General features: G+C 74.4%; 18 protein-coding genes. 14 read left to right on the plus strand and 4 right to left on the minus strand.

Annotated elements, in window-relative coordinates; genetic code table 11:
• Window positions 1-46: 46 nt before the first annotated feature.
• The 3 genes from SGLAU_RS25255 (at window position 47) to SGLAU_RS25265 (ending at window position 3,931) form a co-directional block, all read left to right on the plus strand.
• Entirely contained in the window at window positions 47-1,270 is a 1,224-nt protein-coding gene (locus SGLAU_RS25255; protein ID WP_043504760.1) for an arginine deiminase, read from the plus strand.
• Between the two features lie 114 nt (window positions 1,271-1,384).
• Window positions 1,385-2,392, plus strand: coding sequence for an ornithine carbamoyltransferase (gene argF / locus SGLAU_RS25260; RefSeq protein ID WP_043504761.1), 1,008 nt, complete (start codon window positions 1,385-1,387; stop codon window positions 2,390-2,392).
• Between the two features lie 105 nt (window positions 2,393-2,497).
• On the plus strand, window positions 2,498-3,931 hold the full coding sequence (locus tag SGLAU_RS25265) for an amino acid permease (protein WP_043504762.1): 1,434 nt from the start codon (window positions 2,498-2,500) through the stop codon (window positions 3,929-3,931).
• Here the strand turns inward: SGLAU_RS25265 and SGLAU_RS25270 are convergent.
• Window positions 3,885-4,382: an ATP-binding protein gene (locus SGLAU_RS25270; RefSeq protein ID WP_052413883.1), complete on the minus strand. Its 498-nt coding sequence runs from the start codon at window positions 4,380-4,382 to the stop codon at window positions 3,885-3,887. The genes SGLAU_RS25265 and SGLAU_RS25270 overlap by 47 nt on opposite strands.
• 261 nt (window positions 4,383-4,643) lie before the next feature.
• Between SGLAU_RS25270 and SGLAU_RS25275 the strand changes: the two genes are divergently transcribed.
• Both SGLAU_RS25275 and SGLAU_RS25280 read left to right on the plus strand, forming a co-directional pair.
• Window positions 4,644-5,471 (plus strand): enoyl-CoA hydratase family protein, encoded by an 828-nt coding sequence (locus SGLAU_RS25275; protein ID WP_043504764.1) that lies wholly within the window; start codon window positions 4,644-4,646, stop codon window positions 5,469-5,471.
• A complete protein-coding gene (locus SGLAU_RS25280; protein ID WP_244315256.1) occupies window positions 5,468-7,780 on the plus strand; it encodes a bifunctional salicylyl-CoA 5-hydroxylase/oxidoreductase in 2,313 nt (770 codons plus the stop codon). Before SGLAU_RS25275 ends, SGLAU_RS25280 begins: the two co-directional genes overlap by 4 nt.
• On the opposite strand, the gene SGLAU_RS25285 is transcribed toward SGLAU_RS25280, so the two are convergent.
• Both SGLAU_RS25285 and SGLAU_RS25290 read right to left on the minus strand, forming a co-directional pair.
• The gene (locus SGLAU_RS25285; protein WP_043504765.1) at window positions 7,764-8,594 is read right to left on the minus strand and encodes a PaaX family transcriptional regulator C-terminal domain-containing protein; all 831 of its coding nucleotides are present in this window, start codon (window positions 8,592-8,594) and stop codon (window positions 7,764-7,766) included. The two genes, SGLAU_RS25280 and SGLAU_RS25285, sit on opposite strands and share 17 nt — an antisense overlap.
• Before the next feature lie 24 nt (window positions 8,595-8,618).
• Window positions 8,619-10,229, minus strand: a complete 1,611-nt coding sequence (locus tag SGLAU_RS25290) for an AMP-binding protein (RefSeq protein WP_043504766.1) — start codon at window positions 10,227-10,229, stop codon at window positions 8,619-8,621.
• Window positions 10,230-10,580: 351 nt separating this feature from the next.
• Between SGLAU_RS25290 and SGLAU_RS25295 the strand changes: the two genes are divergently transcribed.
• The 3 genes from SGLAU_RS25295 to SGLAU_RS25305 all read left to right on the plus strand — a co-directional run bounded on the left by SGLAU_RS25295 (window position 10,581) and on the right by SGLAU_RS25305 (window position 12,695).
• A complete protein-coding gene (locus tag SGLAU_RS25295; protein ID WP_043504769.1) occupies window positions 10,581-11,726 on the plus strand; it encodes an acyl-CoA dehydrogenase family protein in 1,146 nt (381 codons plus the stop codon).
• Window positions 11,723-12,121 (plus strand): RidA family protein, encoded by a 399-nt coding sequence (locus tag SGLAU_RS25300; protein ID WP_043504770.1) that lies wholly within the window; start codon window positions 11,723-11,725, stop codon window positions 12,119-12,121. The genes SGLAU_RS25295 and SGLAU_RS25300 overlap by 4 nt, the downstream gene beginning before the upstream one ends.
• 136 nt (window positions 12,122-12,257) lie before the next feature.
• Window positions 12,258-12,695, plus strand: a complete 438-nt coding sequence (locus SGLAU_RS25305; RefSeq protein ID WP_043504771.1) for a DUF6299 family protein — start codon at window positions 12,258-12,260, stop codon at window positions 12,693-12,695.
• Window positions 12,696-13,672: 977 nt separating this feature from the next.
• On the opposite strand, the gene SGLAU_RS25310 is transcribed toward SGLAU_RS25305, so the two are convergent.
• Window positions 13,673-14,110 (minus strand): MarR family transcriptional regulator, encoded by a 438-nt coding sequence (locus SGLAU_RS25310; protein WP_043504772.1) that lies wholly within the window; start codon window positions 14,108-14,110, stop codon window positions 13,673-13,675.
• A 257-nt stretch (window positions 14,111-14,367) separates the two neighbouring features.
• Between SGLAU_RS25310 and SGLAU_RS25315 the strand changes: the two genes are divergently transcribed.
• From SGLAU_RS25315 to SGLAU_RS25340, 6 genes are all read left to right on the plus strand, one after another.
• Window positions 14,368-15,528 carry a PP2C family protein-serine/threonine phosphatase gene (locus SGLAU_RS25315; protein WP_043504773.1) on the plus strand — a complete coding sequence of 387 codons (1,161 nt, stop codon included), beginning with the start codon at window positions 14,368-14,370 and terminating at the stop codon, window positions 15,526-15,528.
• A 182-nt stretch (window positions 15,529-15,710) separates the two neighbouring features.
• Window positions 15,711-16,610 carry an STAS domain-containing protein gene (locus SGLAU_RS25320; RefSeq protein ID WP_043504775.1) on the plus strand — a complete coding sequence of 300 codons (900 nt, stop codon included), beginning with the start codon at window positions 15,711-15,713 and terminating at the stop codon, window positions 16,608-16,610.
• Entirely contained in the window at window positions 16,607-17,059 is a 453-nt protein-coding gene (locus SGLAU_RS25325) for an STAS domain-containing protein (RefSeq protein ID WP_078957889.1), read from the plus strand. The genes SGLAU_RS25320 and SGLAU_RS25325 overlap by 4 nt, the downstream gene beginning before the upstream one ends.
• A complete protein-coding gene (locus tag SGLAU_RS25330) occupies window positions 17,056-17,529 on the plus strand; it encodes an ATP-binding protein (RefSeq protein WP_208868942.1) in 474 nt (157 codons plus the stop codon). The genes SGLAU_RS25325 and SGLAU_RS25330 overlap by 4 nt, the downstream gene beginning before the upstream one ends.
• Entirely contained in the window at window positions 17,526-18,584 is a 1,059-nt protein-coding gene (locus SGLAU_RS25335) for a SpoIIE family protein phosphatase (RefSeq protein ID WP_043507007.1), read from the plus strand. The genes SGLAU_RS25330 and SGLAU_RS25335 overlap by 4 nt, the downstream gene beginning before the upstream one ends.
• Window positions 18,571-20,286, plus strand: a complete 1,716-nt coding sequence (locus tag SGLAU_RS25340; protein WP_043504778.1) for a PP2C family protein-serine/threonine phosphatase — start codon at window positions 18,571-18,573, stop codon at window positions 20,284-20,286. The genes SGLAU_RS25335 and SGLAU_RS25340 overlap by 14 nt, the downstream gene beginning before the upstream one ends.
• The last annotated feature ends 19 nt before the right edge of the window (window positions 20,287-20,305 follow it).

Raw genomic sequence — 20,305 nt, forward strand, 5'->3', positions numbered from 1 at the left:
GGCCGATGCGGGGGGTAACAGGCGCGCGAAGGGTCAGGATGAAGGCATGGGATTCCACGTCGACTCCGAGGCCGGGCGGCTGCGCCACGTCATCCTGCACCGGCCGGATCTCGAGCTCAAAAGGCTCACCCCCAGCAACAAGGACGCCCTTCTCTTCGACGACGTGCTCTGGGTGCGCCGGGCACGGGCCGAGCACGACGGGTTCGCCGACGTGCTGCGCGACCGGGGCGTCACCGTCCACCTGTTCGGCGATCTGCTCGCCGAGGCCCTGGAGATCCCGGCGGCCCGGACGCTGGTCCTGGACCGGGTCTTCGACGAGAAGGAGTACGGCCCGCTCGCCACGGATCATCTGCGCGCGGTCTTCGACACGCTGCCCGCCAGGGAACTCGCGGAGGCGCTGGTCGGCGGCATGACGAAGCGGGAGTTCCTGGACGCCCACGCGGAGCCCGTCTCGGTGCGGTTCCACGTGATGGATCTGGACGACTTCCTGCTGCGCCCGCTGCCGAACCACCTCTTCACCCGGGACACCTCGGCCTGGATCTACGACGGCGTGTCCATCAACGCCATGCGCTGGCCCGCCCGCCAGCGGGAGACGGTGCACTTCGAGGCGATCTACCGGCACCATCCGCTCTTCCGCGGCGAGGACTTCCACCTCTGGTCGGAGGGCCAGGCCGACTACCCCTCCACCATCGAGGGCGGTGACGTCCTCGTCATCGGCAACGGCGCCGTCCTGATCGGCATGAGCGAGCGCACCACCCCGCAGGCCGTCGAGATGCTCGCGCACAAGCTGTTCGCGGCCGGGTCCGCGCAGACGATCGTGGCGCTCGACCTGCCGAAGCGGCGGGCGCTGATGCATCTCGACACCGTGATGACGATGGTCGACGGCGACACCTTCACCCAGTACGCGGGTCTGGGCATGCTCCGCTCGTACACCATCGAGCCGGGCACCGCGGAGCGCGAGCTGAAGGTCACCGACCATCCGCCGGAGCACATGCACCGCGCGATCGCCGCCGCGCTCGGCCTGAGCGAGATCCGGGTGCTGACCGCCACCCAGGACGTGCACGCGGCGGAGCGGGAGCAGTGGGACGACGGCTGCAACGTGCTGGCGGTGGAGCCGGGCGTGGTCGTCGCCTACGAGCGGAACTCCACCACCAACACGCACCTGCGCAAGCAGGGCATCGAGGTGATCGAGATCCCGGGCAGCGAGCTGGGCCGGGGCAGGGGCGGGCCGCGCTGCATGAGCTGCCCGGTGCAGCGGGAGGCGGTATAACCCCTGACCACGGGTGCGGGGCCGGGCCTCGGCGACAGCGGGGCTCCGTATATTAATGCTGGACGTCGTATAGACTTCCAGGGTCGTTTCCGTCCCCGTCCCCTGGAGCGCCCCATGGCGACAGTCCCGACCGCCCTCGCCGGCCGCCACTTCCTCAAGGAGCTCGACTTCACCGAGCAGGAGTTCCTCGGGCTGGTCGAGCTGGCCGCCGAGCTGAAGGCCGCGAAGAAGGCCGGGACCGAGACGCGGTACCTGCGGGGCCGGAACATCGCGCTGATCTTCGAGAAGACCTCCACCCGCACCCGCTGCGCCTTCGAGGTCGCCGCCGCCGACCAGGGCGCCTCGACGACGTACCTGGACCCGTCCGGCTCGCAGATCGGCCACAAGGAGTCCGTGAAGGACACCGCCCGCGTGCTCGGCCGGATGTTCGACGCCATCGAGTACCGGGGCGACAGCCAGGCCGGTGTCGAGGAACTGGCGGCGCACGCGGGCGTGCCCGTCTACAACGGACTCACCGACGACTGGCACCCCACCCAGATGCTCGCCGACGTGCTCACCATGACCGAGCACACCGCCAAGCCGGTCAAGGAGATCGCCTTCGCCTACCTCGGCGACGCCCGCTTCAACATGGGCAACTCCTACCTGGTCACCGGCGCCCTGCTCGGCCTGGACGTCCGCATCGTCGCCCCGAGGTCCTACTGGCCCGCCCAGGAGATCGTCGACCGGGCCCACGCCCTCGCCGCGACCAGCGGCGCCCGGATCACCCTCACCGAGTCGGTCGAGGAGGGCGTGCGCGGCGCCGACTTCGTCGCCACCGACGTCTGGGTCTCCATGGGCGAGCCCAAGGAGGTCTGGGACGAGCGGATCACCGCCCTCGGCCCGTACGCGGTGACGATGGACGTGCTGCGCGCCACCGGCAACCCGGACGTGAAGTTCCTGCACTGCCTGCCCGCCTTCCACGACCTGGGCACCGAGGTCGGCCGGGACATCCACGCCCGCCACGGCCTGGACTCCCTCGAGGTCACCGACGAGGTCTTCGAGTCGGTCCACTCGGTCGTCTTCGACGAGGCCGAGAACCGGCTGCACACCATCAAGGCCGTGCTGGTCGCGACCCTGGCGTGACCGGCCAGGCCTTATGCTGTCCGGCGGCCCGGAGCCACCCCTTCCGAGGCCGCCGCGCGCCCCCACCAGGGCGCATGTCCGTCCCCAGAAACGAGCACCACCCGCATGCCCCGCATCAAGTCCCCCGCCCTCCTGGTGGCCGAATCCGGCGCCGACCGCGAGGGCCACGGCCTCCGTCGCTCGATGGGCCTCTTCCAGCTGATCTGCTTCGGCGTCGGCGCGATCGTCGGCACCGGCATCTTCGTCGGCCTCTCCGACTCGGTCGCCCAGGCCGGCCCGGCCGTCGTCGTCTCCTTCGTGCTCGCGGCGATCACCTGCGTGTTCACCGCCTTCGCCTTCGCCGAGCTGGGCGGCGCGATCCCGGTCTCCGGCTCCTCGTACTCCTTCGCCTACGCCGGGCTCGGCGAGACCACCGCCTTCCTGGTCGGCTGGTGCCTGCTCCTGGAGTACGGCGTCTCCGTCTCCGCGGTCGCGGTCGGCTGGAGCCAGTACGTCAACGAACTCCTCGACAGCCTGCTCGGCGTCCAGCTCCCCGCCGCGCTCTCCGCGAGCCCCGGTGACGGTGGTGCCGTCAACCTCCCGGCCGTGCTCGTCATCGCCATGGCCGCCGCCCTCCTGGTGCGCGGCGTCCGCGAGAGCGCCCGCGCCACCGCCGCCATGGCGGTCCTCAAGCTGGCCATCCTGGTCGCCTTCTGCGCGATCGGCCTCAGCGCCTTCCGGGACGGCAACCTGATGCCGTTCGCGCCCGCCGGGATCGCCGGGATCGGTGCCGGCACCACGGCCGCCTTCTTCTCGTACATCGGCTTCGACGCGATCACCACGGCCGGCGAGGAGGCGAGGAACCCCCGCCGGGACATCCCCGTCGCCATCCTGGTCTGCATCGGCGTGGTCACGGTGCTCTACTGCGCGGTGGCGCTCGCGGCCATCGGCGCCATCGGCGGCGACGCGGTCGGCGGGCAGCCCGCCGCCCTGTCGTACGTCGTCGACGAGGTCACCGGCTCCGGAGTCGGCGGCGGGATCGTCGCCTTCGGCGCGGTCGTCGCGATCGCCTCGGTGGTGCTCGCCGTGATGTACGGCCAGAGCCGCATCCTGATGTCCATGTCCCGGGACGGGCTGATCCCGGGCGTCTTCGAGAAGGTCTCGCCGCGCACCGCCACGCCGGTCGCGGGCACCCTGATCATCGCGGTGGTCTTCGCCGTCCCGGCGGCCTTCTCCTCGCTGGACGCCGTGGTCAACCTGTGCACCATCGGCACCCTGGCGGTGATGGCCGCCGTCAACGTCGCGGTGATCGCGCTGCGCCGCCGGGAGCCGGAGCTGCCCCGCACCTTCCGGGTGCCGCTGTACCCGGTGCTGCCGCTGCTCGGTGTCGGCTGCTGCCTGTACCTGATGTACGAGACCGGCTGGACGACCTGGCTCCAGTTCGCCGCGTTCCTGGCCGCCGGACTGCTGGTGTACCTCGGCTACGGGCGCCGCCGGTCGCGGCTGGCGCGGGTCACGCCGGACGCGGACGCCACTGACGCGGTACCGCAGCCAGTCTGAACCACACCGCCTTGCCGGACTCGGTGGGGCGGTGACCGCAGGCCGAGCTGAGGGCGCGGATCAGCAGCAGTCCGCGCCCGCCCTCCTGCCACGGGTCGGGCTCGACGTCCGACGGATGGGTGAGATCGCCCGGCGGAGCCGGGTCCGGATCGTGCACCTCGACCGTGCAGCCGGTCGGCAGCAGCTCCACCACCAGCTCTATCGGGGCGTCGCCCGAGGTGTGCTCCACGGCGTTCGCCACCAGCTCCGCGGTGAGCAGCTCGGCCGTGTCGGTGTCGCTGCCGTGCTCCAGCTCGGCCAGGGCGGTGCGGACCAGCGCGCGGGCCACGGGCACGGCCGCGGCGGAGTGCGGCAGCGCGACGCGCCAGGAGGCGGGGGGTGAGGGGCGTTCGTGCAAGGCGAGTCCGTTCGTGGCCCGGGGTCCCCGCGCTCGGCACAGGTGATCCCGCATTCAACATGACGAATGGTACGGCGCCGCCCGGCGGAGTCCCGCGACGGGCACCGGCCGGGATCCCCGCTCCCGGCACCGGGCGGCCTGCCCACGGCAGCGCCCCGCCGGGCACGGCGGCTCCCGCCGCTGCCCGGCTGTCGAGGACCCGACGACGATCGGTCACACCGTTACGGATACCCCGCGTATCGCGCAGTCATGACGACAGTCACGTACAAGTGATAACTTCGTAGGGCACCGTCTCCCCGAGGAGGCCGCCCCGCCATGAGTCCCTTCACCGGCTCCGCCACCCGCACCACCCGCTGGCGGCACCTGCGCGTCGACCTCGCCGACGGCGTCGCCACCGTCACCCTCACCCGCCCCGACAAGCTCAACGCGCTCACCTTCGGCGCCTACGCCGACCTGCGCGACCTGCTCGCCGAACTGTCCCGGGAACGGGCCGTGCGCGCCCTGGTGCTCGCGGGCGAGGGACGCGGCTTCTGCTCCGGCGGTGACGTCGACGAGATCATCGGTGCCACCCTCGCCCTGGACACCGCCCGGCTCCTCGACTTCAACCGGATGACCGGCCAGGTGGTGCGGGCCGTCCGGGAGTGCCCCTTCCCGGTGATCGCCGCGGTGCACGGCGTCGCGGCGGGCGCGGGCGCGGTGCTCGCCCTGGCCGCCGACTTCCGGGTGGCCGACCCCACCGCCCGCTTCGCCTTCCTCTTCACCCGCGTCGGCCTGTCCGGCGGCGACATGGGCGCGGCCTACCTGCTGCCGCGGGTCGTCGGCCTCGGCCACGCGACCCGCCTGCTGATGCTCGGCGACCCGGTCCGCGCACCCGAGGCCGCACGCATCGGCCTGATCAGCGAGCTGACGGAGGAGGGACGGGCCGACGAGGCCGCGCGGAACCTGGCCCGCCGCCTCGCGGAGGGCCCGGCCCTGGCGTACGCCCAGACCAAGGCCCTGCTGACCGCGGAACTGGACATGCCGCTCGCGGCCGCGGTCGAACTGGACGCCTCCACCCAGGCCCTCCTCATGACCGGCGACGACTACCGGGAGTTCCACGCGGCGTTCACCGGCAAGCGTCCGCCCCGGTGGAGCGGACGGTGACCACGACAGGCGCAGGGGCGCGCGGGAACCCGCACCACCCCCTGCGCGTCGCGATCGTCGGCGGCGGCCCCGGCGGCCTCTACGCCGCCGCCCTGCTCAAGCGTCTCGACCCCCGGCGCACCGTCACCGTGTGGGAGCGCAACGCCCCCACCGACACCTTCGGTTTCGGCGTCGTCCTCTCCGACGAGACCCTCGGCGGCATCGAGCACGCCGACCCGGCCGTCTTCCGGGCCCTCCAGCGGGACTTCGTCCGCTGGGACGACATCCACATCACCCACCGAGGCACCCGCCACACCTCCGGCGGCCACGGCTTCGCCGCCCTCGGCCGGCACCGTCTCCTGGCGATCCTGCACGAGCGCTGCCGCGACCTCGGCGTGGAACTGCGCTTCGAGTCGGAGGCGCCGCACCCGTCCCGGCTCATGGCGACCCACGACCTGGTCGTCGCGGCCGACGGAGTGCACAGCACCACCCGCGAGGCGTACGCCCATGCCTTCCGCCCCCGGGTGACCGCCCACCGCTGCCGTTACATCTGGCTCGCCGCCGACTTCGCCTTCGAGGGATTCCGCTTCGAGATCGCCGAGACCGAGCACGGCGTCATGCAGCTCCACGGCTACCCCTACGCGGCCGACGCCTCCACCGTGATCGTGGAGATGCGCGAGGAGGTCTGGCGGGCCGCCGGCCTCGACCTGCTCGGCGAGCAGGAGTCCATCGAGCGGTGCGCCAAGATCTTCGCCGAGGCGCTGCGCGGCCGGCCGCTCAGGTCCCACAAGCCGGCGTGGACGACGTTCCGCACCGTCGTCAACGAACGCTGGTCCACCGGGAACCTGGTCCTCCTCGGCGACGCCGCGCACACCGCGCACTTCTCCATCGGCTCCGGCACCAAGCTCGCCGTCGAGGACGCCGTCGCGCTCGCCGCCTGCCTGGACGAACAGCCCACGCTGGAACGCGCCCTGGCGGCCTACGAGGAGGAGCGCAAACCCGTCGTCGCCTCCACCCAGCGCGCCGCCCGGGCCAGCCTGGAGTGGTTCGAGAGCGTGCCGCTCCACCTGAACCAGCCGCCCCGCCAGTTCGCCTTCAACCTGCTCACCCGCAGCCGCCGCGTCACCCACGACAACCTGCGGCTGCGCGACGCCCGCTTCACCGGGGCGGTGGAGCGCGAGTTCGGCTGCCCACCCGGTACGCCCCCCATGTTCACCCCGTTCCGGCTGCGCGGGCTGACCCTGCGCAACCGGGTCGTCGTCTCGCCGATGGACATGTACTCGGCGTCCGACGGCGTCCCCGGTGACTTCCACCTGGTCCACCTGGGCGCCCGGGCGCTCGGCGGCGCCGGGCTGGTGATGACCGAGATGGTGTGCGTCAGCGAACAGGGCCGCATCACACCCGGCTGCACCGGCCTCTACACCGGCCGGCAGACCGAGGCGTGGCGGCGCATCACCGAGTTCGTGCACCGGCGCGCCCCCGGCACCGCGATCGGCGTCCAGCTCGGTCACTCCGGGCGCAAGGGCTCCACCAGGGTGATGTGGGAGGGCATGGACGAGCCGCTGCCCGAGGGCAACTGGCCGCTGGTCGCGGCCTCCCCGCTGCCGTACCGGCCGGGCAGCCAGACCCCGCGGGAGCTCTCGCGCGCCCAGCTCACCGACCTGCGGGAACAGTTCGCCGCCGCCGCCGCGCGGGCCGCGCGCGCCGGGTTCGACCTGCTCGAACTGCACTGCGCGCACGGCTATCTGCTCTCCGGCTTCCTCTCCCCGCTCACCAACCGGCGCACCGACGCCTACGGCGGCTCACCGCAGAAGCGGCTCCGCTTCCCGCTGGAGGTCTTCGACGCCGTACGCGCCGCATGGCCCGAGGAGCGGCCGATGACCGTCCGGATCTCCGCCACCGACTGGGCCGAGGGCGGCACCACCGCGGACGGGGCCGTGGAGATCGCCCGCGCCTTCGCCGCGCACGGGGCCGACGCGATCGACGTCTCGACCGGGCAGGTGGTGGCCGGGGAGCGGCCGGAGTTCGGCCGTTCCTACCAGACGCCGTTCGCCGACCGCATCCGGCACGAGGCCCGCGTCCCGGTGATCGCCGTCGGCGCGATCTCCTCCTGGGACGACGTCAACTCCCTGATCCTCGCCGGGCGCGCCGACCTGTGCGCGCTCGGACGCCCGCATCTGTACGACCCGCACTGGACGCTGCACGCCGCCGCCGAGCAGGGCTACGACGGCCCGGGCGCCGTCTGGCCCGCGCCCTACCGGGCGGGCAGCAGACGGCCGCGCACGGGGCGGGCCGACGCGCCCAAGCCCCGCCTCACTCTGGGGCGTTGACGGGCACGCCCGCGAACTGTGCCCCCGCGTCCCGCAGCCGCGCGTGCAGCCCCCGGAACACGGCCGCCGAGCGCACCCCCGGCCAGTCCGGCGGCAGCAGCCGCGCGGGAAGCCCCGGGTCGGCGTAGGGGAGGTGGCGCCAGGAGTCGAGGGCGAGGAGGTAGTCGCGGTAGGCCTCCTCGGGCGGGGTGTCCTGCCGCCGCTCCCAGTCGTGCAGCACGCGCGCGTGCCGGTCGAGGAACGCCTCGTGCTGCTTGGCGATCGCGGCCAGATCCCACCAGCGGGCCACCGCCTCCACCGTGGGCGCGAAACCCAGGTGCTCGCCGCGGAAGAAGTCGACGTACCCTTCGAGGCCCAGCCGCTGGAGGGTGTGCCGGGTCTCCTCGTACAGCCGGGCCGGCGCGATCCACACCCCGGGCGCCGCCGTGCCGAAGCCGAGCCCGGACAGCCGGGAGCGCAGCAGGTGCCGCTTCTGCCGTTCGGTCTCCGGGACGGAGAACACGGCCAGCACCCAGCCCTCGTCCCCGGGCGGCGCGGTGGCGTAGACCCGGCGGTCGCCGTCGTCGAGGAGCTGGCGGGCGTCCGGGGACAGCGCGTAGCCCGCCGCGCCCTGCTCGGTGCGGGCCGGCACGAGCAGGCCCCGCCGTTTCAGCCGGGACACCGACGACCGCACCGAGGGCGCGTCCACGCCGACCGCGGCCAGCAGCCGGATCAGCTCGGCGACGGGCACCGGGCCGGGCAGGTGGCGGCCGTACGCCCCGTAGAGCGTGACGATGAGGGAGCGGGGAGCGTGCTGGTCGGACACATTGATCATTTTAAGTCGTGTCGGCTCGTGCGGTCACTGCTGGTCAGCTTTGCCGCGTAGGCGGAACCTCTGAAGCTTTCCGGTCGCGGTGCGCGGCAGCGCGTCCAGGAAGACGATGTCGCGCGGGCACTTGTACGGCGCCAACTCCCCCATGACGAAGGCGCGCAGCGCCCCGGCGTCCCGGGCGGCGCCGTCCGCGACGACGACGTACGCCACCACGTCCGCCCCGCGCGCCTCGTCGGGCCGGCCGACCACCGCCGCCTCCACCACGTCGGGGTGGCGCAGCAGCGCCTCCTCGACCTCCGGGCCGGCGATGTTGTACCCGGCGGAGATGATCATGTCGTCGGCGCGTGCCACGTACCGGAAGTACCCGTCGGGCTCGCGCACATACGTGTCGCCGGTGATGTTCCAGCCGTCGCGGACGTACTCGCTCTGCCGGGGGTCGGCGAGATAGCGGCAGCCGACCGGACCGCGCACCGCCAGCAGGCCCGGCTCCCCGTCGGGCACCGGCCGCCCCTCCTCGTCCTGCACGCGCGCCTGCCACCCCGGCACCGGCAGCCCGGTCGTCCCCGGCCGGATCCGCTCGTCGGCGGCCGAGATGAAGATGTGCAGCAGCTCGGTGGCGCCGATGCCGTTGATGATGCGCAGCCCGGTGCGCTCGTGCCAGGCGTGCCACGTCGCGGCCGGAAGGTTCTCGCCCGCGGAGACACAGCGGCGCAGCGAGGACAGGTCGTGCCCGTCGAGGTCGGACAGCATCGCGCGGTAGGCGGTCGGAGCGGTGAACAGCACCGACACCCGGTGCCCGGCGATCGCGGGCAGCAGGTGCCGCGGACCCGCCTGTTCGAGCAGCAGGGCGCTCGCGCCCGCCCGCAGCGGGAAGACGACCAGGCCGCCGAGGCCGAAGGTGAAACCGAGCGGCGGGCTGCCCGCGAACACGTCGTCCGCCCGCGGCTTCAGGACGTGCCGGGCGAAGGTGTCGGCGACGGCCAGCACGTCCCGGTGGAAGTGCACGCATCCCTTCGGGCGGCCCGTGGTGCCCGAGGTGAAGGCGATCAGCGCCACGTCGTCGGCGGCGGTGTCCACGGCCGGGTACGGCGTCGCGGGCGTCGGGCGGTTCAGCAGGTCGTCCGGGGCGTCACCGCCGTAGGCCGTGATCCGCAGGCCCGGGATCCCCGCCTTGACGAGGTCGTCGACCGCGCGGACGTCGCACAGGGCGTGCCGCACCCGGGCGATCTCGCACATGGTCGCCAGCTCGTGCGGGCGCTGCTGCGCCAGTACGGTGACCGCGATCCCGCCCGCCTTCAGCACCGCCAGCCAGCAGGCGGCGAGCCAGGGCGTGGTCGGGCCGCGCAGCAGCACCCGGTTGCCGGGGACGATGCCCAGCTCGCCGGTGAGCAGGTGGGCCAGCCGGTCGACGCGGGTGCGCAGGTCGCCGTAGGTCCAGGCGGGGCCGCCGGGCGTGTGGAAGACGGGGCGGTCGTCCGGGGGTCCGTGCAGCAGCGCGGCGGCGCAGTTGAGCCGTTCGGGGTGGCGCAGCTCGGGCAGGTCGAAGCGGAGCTCGGGCCACTGGCCGGGCGGCGGGAGGTGGTCGCGCGCGAAGGTGTCGACGTGGGCCGAGCGGTGCGGGCCGTACGGGCCGTCCATGGCGGTTCGCCCCCTTGCCTGGTGGGCGTCGGGTGGGTGGCGGCCGGGACCGGGTGGCGGTCGGGTTCCGGCCGCGGTGGGCCCCTGTCGCTGTCGGTGTCGCGGGGGGCCACTGCGAGGTGCGGGCGGGTGCGGTGCGGGTGCGGTGGCGCGGACGCGTCGTGGTGCGGGCGCGGCGCGTCGTGCCGCGTCGAGGTCGAGCTCGCGGTAGCGGTAGCGGTCGCGGTCGCGGTCGCGGTCGCGGTCGCACAAGGAGCGTATCGCCTTGGTGACGGCAGTCAACGGGGCGCGATACCGTTCGGGTGAGGCGTCCGCCTCCGGGAACGTCAGCCTTCGGGAAGGGGACCGCCCGTGCCCGCATTCTCACTCGACCCGGAACGGGCCGCCTGGCGCGCCGAACTGCGCGCCCTGGCCGCCGAGCGGCTGCGCCCGCTCGCCGAGAAGGGCGAACCGGGCCACGTCAACCGCCCGCTCGTCGCCGAACTGGGCCACCTCGGCCTGCTCGACCGGCTCTTCACCTCCGGGGCCCTCGACCTCTGCCTGATGCGCGAGTCCCTGGCCCACGCCTGCACCGAGGCCGAGACCGCGCTCGCCCTCCAGGGCCTGGGCGCGCACCCCGTGCACGCCCACGGCACCCCAGCCCAGCGCGCCCGCTGGCTCCCGGCCGTCCGCACGGGCGGCGCGATCGCGGCCTTCGCCCTCACGGAGCCGGGTGCGGGCTCGGACGCCGCGGCCCTGGCCCTGTCCGCCACCCCCGACGGCACCGCCCGCTGGCGGCTCAGCGGGAGCAAGTGCTGGATCTCCAACGCCCCCGAGGCCGACTTCTACACCGTCTTCGCCCGGACGGCCCCCGGCGCAGGCGCCCGCGGCGTCACCGCGTTCCTGGTGCCCGCCGACCGGCCCGGGCTGGCCGGGACCGCGCTGGACATGCTCTCCCCGCACCCCATCGGCGCCCTGGAGTTCGACGCCGTACCGGTCACCGCCGACGACCTGCTGGGGGAGCCCGGCCGGGGATTCGGAGTCGCCATGGGCACCCTCGACCTGTTCCGGCCGAGCGTCGGCGCCTTCGCGGTCGGGATGGCACAGGCCGCGCTCGACGCGACTATCGCCCACACGGCCCGCCGCGAGGCGTTCGGCGGCCCGCTCAGCGCGCAGCAGACGGTCGCCCACCAGGTGGCGGAGATGGCGCTGCGGACCGAGGCGGCCCGGCTGATGGTGTACGCGGCGGCGACGGCGTACGACGAGGGCGCACCGGACGTGCCCCTGCGCGCGGCGATGGCGAAACTGCTCGCCACCGAGACCGCGCAGTACGTCGTCGACCGGGCGGTCCAGCTGCACGGCGCCCGGGCGCTGCGCCGCGGCCACCCGCTCGAACACCTCTACCGCGAAGTGCGCGCACCCCGCATCTACGAAGGGGCGAGCGAGATCCAGCGCGGCATCATCGCCAGGGAGCTGTACAGGGCCGGGGCACCGCGCACGGCCGGGGAGGCGCCGTGACCGCCGAGCGGGTCAACCCACCGGCCCTGTCCCCGCCGGCCGGCTTCTCGCACGCCGTCGTCGCCACCGGCTCCCGGCTGGTCTTCCTGGCCGGCCAGACCGCCCTCGGCGCCGACGGCACGATCACCGGTGCGACCCTGCCCGAGCAGTTCGCGCGGGCCCTGGACAACCTGCTGACGGCGCTGCGCGCGGCCGGCGGCACACCGGCCGACCTCGCCCGCGTCACCGTCTACGCCACCGACGTCGCGGGCTACCGCGCCCACGCGGCCGAACTCGGCAGGATCTGGCGGCGCGCGGCGGGCCGCGACTACCCGGCGATGGCGGTCGTCGAGGTCGTACGGCTGTGGGACGAGCAGGCACTCGTGGAGCTGGACGGAGTCGCCGTGCTGCCGTGACCGGCGCGGCACCGGACACCGGTGTGCCGAACGGCCGCGCCGGCCGCGCGGGACGCGCCACCGAAAGAGTGACGATCACACCGGACGCCCCGACCGCCGGGTACCAGTGGAGGCCCCACGACAGGAGGTTTCCCCCATGCCCGTCCGCCCGCTCCTCGGCGCCGCCGCCGTCACCCTGGCCCTGGTCGCCGCCGCGCCCGCGAACGCCGCGGAACCGAACGCGACCGTCTCCGTCGACCAGGTCGCCCGGCTCGCCGCCGACGGCACCGTCACCCTCTCCGGCACCTACCGCTGCACCGGCGGCAGCGGCCCGGTATTCGTCAGCGCCTCCCTGATCCACTCGAGCCCCGGGATGACGGTGCGCTACGGCATCGGCAGCACCCGCGCGGTGTGCGACGGCACGTTGCGCCACTGGGCGAACACGGGCCGGACGGTGACCGACACCCCGGTGGGGGAGACGGTCCGGGTGGAGGCGGCCCTGGTGGAGCTGGCCCCGGGCAGCGGCCTGCTGCCGCTGGTGCCCCGGTTCCACGCCGAGGCCCCGGAGCGGGACGTCACGCTGGTCGCGCCCTGACCCGCACCGCCACCGGCCGCCCCACCGAACACCCACGGTGCCGGGAGCCGGTGCCGGCGGTGCTCATGGCGGGCGCGCTCCGCTCCGGGTGACGGCCGGCACGGCGACCGGTCTCCTCGGCATCCTCCGGCTGGGCACCGTCCCGCGGGTTCTCACCGGAATCCGCCTCGTCCCCTTCGCGCGTTCCCGCGTTCCCGCCCATCGGTGGTCCCGGTGCGCGCGGGCCGGAGCGGCGGGCCGGCGGCCGGGCCACCACCGGCTCGCGGGGCGGCGGGCGGACCGGCGGCGCCGGGGGCGAAGGCGCCGCCACGTCCTCGCCGGCCCGCGCACCCTGCCCCGGGGACCACGGCACGCTGCCCGCGGCCGGCCCACCTCGGTCCCGGTGGGCCGGAGGCGCGGGCCCCCGGTGGGGAGGGGGCGGACCGGGCGGACCGCCCGTACGCACCCCGCGTGAACCGGCGCGACTCGCGCACGGCGGGGTGCGCCGCCCCGCCTCCCGGAGCGGTTCCTCGACGACCGGCTCCGCATCCGCCACGGCGGCCGGAGAAAGGGCTGCCGCCCCGACGGCCCGCGGACCTCGTCCCGGGCCGTTGTGGCATGCCCGCCCCGGGGTGATGGCCGCCCTCACGGTGGACGGCGCGGCCGCACCCCGGCAGCCCGCGCCGCATCGCAAACCCCCCGAATCGCAGGAAATCCCCCCGAACCTCCGGATGCGCCACCGGACGAAAACCGCATTTCGCCCCATGAGCCCGGAGACCTTCACCACACGTGCACAGGTGGCCGCGGCTCGGGGTACACGGGTCCCAAGAAGTTCCCTCGGGGGAACAGTTGCCGTTTGACAACTGTAGCCGTGAGGCAACAAAGTGAGCCGTGTCGGACGTGTGCGGGGAAGGATCTGGAATGTTCCGCTGGGACCAGGCCGCACCGCGCCCCGCCCGGTCGGCCCGGGCGGACGGGAGTCCGCGGTCCGCCGCCGCTCAGGCGGTCCGGCTGCCGGACTCCGGCGCGCCGGTGTCGTGTATCCGGAGCGCCGCCGCGTCGCAGAACGCCTCCAGCCCCTCCAGCAGCGCGGTCCGCTTGGCGGCCGGCATCAGGGCCAGTACCGCCTGCAGTTCCTCCTCCCTGCGTGCGCGCAGGTCGGCGAGGAAGGCGCGGCCCCGGCCGCTGAGGTGCAGCCGCAGTTCCCGCCGGTCGGCGGGGCTCGCCACCCGCTCGACGAATCCGGCGGCCTGGAGCCGGTCGCAGAGGCGGCTGGTCGACGGCGGCGTGGAGGCGAGCGAGTCGGCGAGGGTGCGCAGATTGATGCCGTCGTGGTGTTCGAGGATGAGCAGCACGCGCAGCTGGGACGCCGAGGCGGGCGCGGTCGAGGCCCGGCCCCAGAGCACTTCCAGCAGCTCCGCGGCCGTGGAGGTCACGCGAGCGACCTCGTCGGGCTGTGGGCGGGGGCGGAAGGCAGTCACTGTCACACTCTCGCAGACACCGGGACGGCCGCCAGCGTACTAGGGGCCGGCTCGTCGGTCAGTCCGGGAGCCCGGCGTGATCGACGGGACATCCGAGGGGCGGCGAGGCCCGCCCCGGGTGCCCCGGACGACCGGCACGGCTACGTCGAACGGCCCGCTCCCCCGAGTGAGGCCCACACACGTCCGGCGTGAGGATTGGTGTTTTTCCCATCGTGAACAGATACGTGACCGCCGAGCGCGCCCTGCGTACGGCGGCACCCCACGAGTTGCTCGACGCTGTCCGCCGCGTACTGGCCGAACAGTACGCGGCGGAGTCCGTCGAGCTGTTCATGGCCGACTACGGCCTGACGGTGCTCCAGCCGGTGTCCGTCCTGCCGCACACCACGGAACCGGTCCCGGTGCACAACAGCCCCGAGGGCCGCGCCTTCGGCGCCCAGGAGCCGTTCGTGGAGTGCCCGCCGGACGGCAGGGCGCGCGTGCACCTGCCCGTCACCGTGCGCGGCGACCGGCTCGGCGTGCTCTCGGTGACACTGGCCGACGACGCGGCGGCGCACACGTACCTGGCCGAGCTGGCCGATGTCGCCGAGGTGCTCGGCCACGAGGTGGTCGTCGCCGAGCGGGACACCGACATCTACCTCCAGGCCCGCCGCAAGGACCGGCTCACCCTGGCCGCGGAGATGCAGTGGCAGCTGCTGCCCGGCCGGTCCTGCGTCCGCCCCGAGTACGAGCTCGGCGCCCAGCTCGAACCCGCCTACGCCATCTTCGGCGACAACTTCGACTGGTCCGCGACCGCCGACCACCTCATGCTGTACGTCACCAACGGCATGGGCGAGGGCATAGAGGCGTCCCTGCTGACCAACCTGGCCATCAACGCGCTGCGCAACGCCCGCCGGGCCGGCATCCCCCTCGCGGACCAGGCGGCCCTCGCCGACCAGGCGGTGTACGCCCACTACCGCGGGCGCCGCTACCTGTCCATGCTGATGTTCGACTTCGAGATCGCCACCGGCCGGGCCTCGGTGGTGGACGCGGGCTCCCCGCAGCTGCTCCGGCTGCGCGACGGCACCGTCGAGCGGATCACCTTCGACGCGCAGCTGCCGCTCGGCATGTTCGAGGAGACCGACTACGTGGTCCAGGAGTTCCGGGTCGAGCCCGGCGACCGGCTGCTCTTCGTCAGCGACGGGGTGTACGCCGCGGCCTCCCCACGGGGGGAGACCTACGGTGCCGCCGCCCTGACCCGGGCGATCCAGTCCACCCGGCTGCTGCCCGCGGCCGAGGTGCCGCGCGCCGTCCTGCGGGAGCTCACCGGCCACCGCGGCCGGGCGGTCCCGGACGACGACGCGCTGGTGGTCTGCCTGGACTGGCACGGCCGCTGACCAGGACCGCGCTCGTACGAGGCGACCGCGGAAGCGGCTCCTCCGCGACGAGCGCAAAGGTCCGTCCATGACATCGGCCGCCGGTTGTTCGCGCCTCACCCCCGCCGCTAATGTTTGTCATACGGCAATGATCGGGTGGGGTCAGCCGCCGGACGGCCGCAGAGCCTGTACTGAGGGAGACGATCCGGGTGTCGGAGCACGACGCGGCCCACGAGGCGGCGGCACAACGAGTAACCGATTTCCTCCGACGGCGCCGTGAGCAGATCGCCCAGCGCTGGGCCGACGCCCCGCTGTTCCGCACGGTGTTCACCGTCTCACGCGACGAGGCGGTGGAAGCCTGCAAGGCCGTGGTGGACGCCCTGGCGGAGGTGGCGGCCGAGGGCCGGCTGGAGGACATCTCCGCACCCGGCTTCGGCACCGTCCGCGACCAGCTCGGGCGGACGGCCGCCTCCCGGGCCCGCAACGGCTCCAGCCCCGCCCAGATCTCCGACGAGGTCGCCGCCCTGCGGGTGCCCGTGACCGAGCTGCTGCGCGCCGAGTTCGCCGACCCGTCCGCGCCGCAGGCGCACGAGGCGGTGCTGACGCTGGCCGTCCTCATGGGCACCCTCCGCCTGGTCGTGATGGAGACGGCACTCGACGCCGGCGAGGAACTGATCGAGCGTCAGCGGCTGCAGCTCATGGAGGTCGCCACACCGGTCATCCAGCTGTGGGACGGCATCGTCGCCGTACCGCTGATCGGCACCCTCGACAGCGCGCGCAGCCAGGTGGTCATGGAGAGCCTGCTGGAGGCCATCGTCGACCAGCGCGCCGAGTACGCCATCCTCGACATCACCGGTGTGCCCACGGTCGACTCGCTCGTCGCCCAGCACCTGATGAAGACGGTGGCCGCCGCCCGTCTGATGGGCGCCGAGTGCATCGTCTCCGGCATCCGCCCCGCGATCGCGCAGACCATCGTGCACCTCGGCATCGACCTGGGCTCGGTCGTCACCCGCGCCGGCCTGGCCGACGCGCTGGCGTACGCGCTCGGCCGGCAGGGCATCGTGATCCCGGGCCGTCCGGCCGCCGGAGCGAGCCGGTCATGACCGCCCCCTCGCCGGGCCCGCCGAGCCCCGTTCCGGTACTGGCACTGGGAGACATCCTGCTGGTCACCCTGACGGGTGAACTGCACGACGGGACGGCCGAGCGACTCCAGCAGGACATCACCGAGCGCATCGCCCGCAGCGGCGCCACCGGTGTCGTCATCGACATCTCCGGGGTCGACATCGTCGACTCCTACCTGGGCCGGGTGCTCGCCGAGATCGCCAGGACCGCCTCGCTCCTGGCCGCCCGCACGGTGCTGGCCGGGATGCGGCCGGCCGTGGCGATCACCCTGGTCGAGCTGGGGCTCACCCTCGCCGGGCTGACCACCGCGCTCGACGTCGACCGGGCGGTGCGCCTGCTTGCCGACCCGGTCGCGGACGACCCGGAGACCGTGGCACGCCCGATGGCCGCGGACCGTGCGGCCGCGCACCGTCCGGAGGGGAGCCCATGATGGAGGCCCTGCCCCGCCGCCCGGCCCCGATCACCCTGCCGATCGGCTCGGACGCCGATCTCGCCCGGGTCCGCCAGCACGTACGGCAGGTGGCGACCGAGCTGGGATTCGGACTGGTGCAGCAGACCAAACTGGTCACCGCCGCCAGTGAGCTGGCCCGCAACACCCTCGTCCACGGGGGCGGCGGACAGGCCGAGATCACACCGCTGGAGGAGGGGCACCGCACCGGGCTGCGGCTGTCGTTCGTCGACCAGGGCCCCGGCATCCGCGACGTGGCGCTGGCCATGACCGACGGCTACACCACCGGCGGCGGCCTCGGCCTGGGCCTGAGCGGAGCCGAGCGGCTGGTGCACGAGTTCGCCATCGACACCGGGCCGGGCCGGGGCACCACCGTCACCGCGGTCGCGTGGGTGACCGGCGTGCCCGCCCCCCGCTCGGGGGCGGGCACCCGTCGTCCGGGGGCGCGATGAACAGGGCGTGGGACGTGCCGGTGCACGACTCCACCCGGGTGCGGGACGTCCGGGTGGCGGCCGAGGCCGCGTGCCGGGAAGCCCGCCTCGGCCCGCACCGCACCGCGATCGCCGCCCTCGTCGCCACCGAGCTGGCCACCAACCTGCTCAAGCACGCCGGCGGCGGCCGCGTCGTCATCAACATCGTGGAGCGTGCCGCCGCGAACGGCACGGCCCGCACCGCGGCGGTACAGCTCGTCGCCCTCGACCACGGGCCCGGCATCGCCGACGTGGCCGCGGCCCGGCGGGACGGGTTCTCCACCACCCCCTCCTCGCTCGGCGCGGGCCTCGGCACCTGCCTGCGCATATCCAACGCCTTCGACCTGCACAGCGTGCGCGGCCGGGGCACCGTCGCCCTGGCCCGCGTCGACCCGGAACCCGCCCCGTGGCCGGCGGCCCCCCGCATCGGCGGCATCAACATCCCCCTGGCCCCCGCCGAACACTCCGGTGACGCCTGGACCTGGGCGCGCTCCGGCCCGTTGCTGACCCTGATGCTGGCCGACGGCCTCGGCCACGGCACCAAGGCCGCCGAGGCGTCCGCCGCCGCCGTCGAGGAGCTGCACCGCACGGCCGCGCTCCCGCCCGCCGACATCCTCCGCCGGCTGGACACGGCGCTGCGGCCGACCCGGGGCGCCGCCGTCGCCGTAGCCCAACTGGACACCGACGCCCGCGAACTGCGCTTCGCCGGAGTGGGCAACGCCGGGGCGCGACTGCGCACGGCCGACGGCTGGCAGGCCCTCGTCTCGCACCCGGGCATCGTCGGCGCCGCCTTCCCCGCCACCGTGCCCGTGCGGCGGGCGCCGTGGACCGCGGACAGCGTGCTCGTGCTGCACAGCGACGGCCTGCCCAGCCGCTGGACGCCGCCCGACGACCCGTACCTGCTCACCCGTGACCCCGCGCTGATCGCCGCGGCCGTCCTGCGGGACGCCAGCAGCGCCGCCAGCCCCGCACGCGACGACACCAGCGTGGCCGTACTGGCCCCCGAGTGCCGGACCGAGGCCCATGACCCCCCGTGACACCTGGACCATCCGCTCCACCCCCGACGCGGCCCGCGCCCGCGCCCTCCTGGCGCGGCTCACCGCGGACGCCGGCGTGCCCGCCGTCGAACGCGCCCGCTTCCTCGCCGACCTCACCGCGCGGCTGCGGCAGTCCCTGGACAGCGACGGCGCGGACGTCGTCCTCGACCTGCCGGACGCCGGCGTCGGCACCGACGGCCTGATGCGCGTCGACGTACGTCCGCACGGCCGGCCCGCCCACCGGTACACGCTGCCCTGCCGCACCCCCGTGCCGCCGCCCTCCACCGGCCCGGCGGACCTGACCGCGCAGGACCTCGCCGACGCCCTGCTGGCCGAGGACGAGCACACCGCCACCCTCGTGGCCCGCCTCGCCGAACAGGAGGAACTCGTCCGGCTGCACCGCGAGGAACTGCACCACACCAACCAGGGCGTGCTCGCCCTGCACGCCGAACTCGAGAACGCCGCGGAGGCCCAGCACGAGCTGCTCGACGCCGAGCGCGCCGCACGCGCCGACGCCGAGAAGGCACGCCGCCTGCTGACCTTCCTCGCCGACGCCAGCGCCGCCGTGACCGCCTCCCTCGACCTCGAGGACATCCGGCGCCGCCTGCCCGAACTGCTCGTCCCCGACTACGCCGAACGGGCCGACATCTGGCTCTTCGACGACGAGGACGCGCTCGGCGGAGGCGACCGTCCGGCCGCCGCCGTGGCCGCCGCCCGCAGCGGACGGCCGCAGCACGCCGCCCCCCACCCCGGCGGGCTCCCCGGCGTCGACGACCTGCCGCCCTCCGTGCTCTCCCCGGACCGCCCGCTGCTGTGCATCCCGCTCACCGCGCCCCGGCCGCTGGGCGTGCTGACGCTGACCGCGCCCGGCCGCCGCTTCGACCCCGACACCGCCGTCATGCTGATGCAACTGGCCGGGCGGTGGGCCGTGGCCCTGGACCACGCCCGCCGCTATGAGCAGCACCGCGACGTCGCCGAGGCCCTCCAGCGGGCCCAGCTCACCGACCTGCCCGCCACCGACGGCCTGCGGCTGGCCGCCCGCTACCTGCCCGCCACCCACGGCCTCAACATCGGCGGCGACTGGTACGACGCCTTCGTCCAGCCCGACGGCAGCGTCCTCGCGGTGATAGGGGACGTGACCGGGCACGGTCTCAACGCGGCCGTCATGATGGGCCAGCTGCGCACCGCGCTGCGCGCCTACGCCGTCGAGGACGACAGCCCCGCCCGCATCCTCACCCGGCTGCACCGCATGCTCTGCCACCTGCAGCCCTCCCTGTACGCGACCGCCCTCGTCGCCCGCTTCCGCCCCGGCGACCCCACCCTGGTGTGGGCCGCGGCGGGACATCCCCCCGCGGTCGTGCGCGCCCCCGACGCGACGGTGCGGGTCCTCGACGCCAAACCCGGCATCATGCTGGGCGTCCCGATGCCCTTCAGCTACGAGGACCACACCGTCCCCCTCCCGCCCGGTTCGACCGTCGCCCTGTACACCGACGGCCTGGTCGAGCGGCGTGCCCACGGCATCGACCCCGGCATCGAGCGACTGGGCCAGGTCATGTCCGCGCTGAACAGCGCGGACCTGGAGGACCTGGACGCCTCCGCCGACGCCCTGCTCAAGCCCCTGCTGCACGACTCCGAACGCGACGACGACGTCTGCCTGCTGCTGTGCCACAGCCTCCCGGCTGCCTCCGGGGCAGCCCCGTGACCGCGATACCGTGGGGGTC

Source organism: Streptomyces glaucescens (assembly GCF_000761215.1).
GTDB lineage: Bacteria > Actinomycetota > Actinomycetes > Streptomycetales > Streptomycetaceae > Streptomyces > Streptomyces glaucescens_B.

Bases quoted from the DNA above. Each gene is read 5' to 3' on its own strand.
- SGLAU_RS25255 (WP_043504760.1), top strand. From the start codon at position 47: ATGGGATTCCACGTCGACTCCGAGGCCGGGCGGCTGCGCCACGTCATC.
- argF (WP_043504761.1), top strand. From the start codon at position 1,385: ATGGCGACAGTCCCGACCGCCCTCGCCGGCCGCCACTTCCTCAAGGAG.
- SGLAU_RS25265 (WP_043504762.1), top strand. From the start codon at position 2,498: ATGCCCCGCATCAAGTCCCCCGCCCTCCTGGTGGCCGAATCCGGCGCC.
- SGLAU_RS25270 (WP_052413883.1), bottom strand. From the start codon at position 4,382: ATGCGGGATCACCTGTGCCGAGCGCGGGGACCCCGGGCCACGAACGGA.
- SGLAU_RS25275 (WP_043504764.1), top strand. From the start codon at position 4,644: ATGAGTCCCTTCACCGGCTCCGCCACCCGCACCACCCGCTGGCGGCAC.
- SGLAU_RS25285 (WP_043504765.1), bottom strand. From the start codon at position 8,594: ATGATCAATGTGTCCGACCAGCACGCTCCCCGCTCCCTCATCGTCACG.
- SGLAU_RS25290 (WP_043504766.1), bottom strand. From the start codon at position 10,229: ATGGACGGCCCGTACGGCCCGCACCGCTCGGCCCACGTCGACACCTTC.
- SGLAU_RS25305 (WP_043504771.1), top strand. From the start codon at position 12,258: ATGCCCGTCCGCCCGCTCCTCGGCGCCGCCGCCGTCACCCTGGCCCTG.
- SGLAU_RS25325 (WP_078957889.1), top strand. From the start codon at position 16,607: ATGACCGCCCCCTCGCCGGGCCCGCCGAGCCCCGTTCCGGTACTGGCA.
- SGLAU_RS25330 (WP_208868942.1), top strand. From the start codon at position 17,056: ATGATGGAGGCCCTGCCCCGCCGCCCGGCCCCGATCACCCTGCCGATC.
- SGLAU_RS25335 (WP_043507007.1), top strand. From the start codon at position 17,526: ATGAACAGGGCGTGGGACGTGCCGGTGCACGACTCCACCCGGGTGCGG.
- SGLAU_RS25340 (WP_043504778.1), top strand. From the start codon at position 18,571: ATGACCCCCCGTGACACCTGGACCATCCGCTCCACCCCCGACGCGGCC.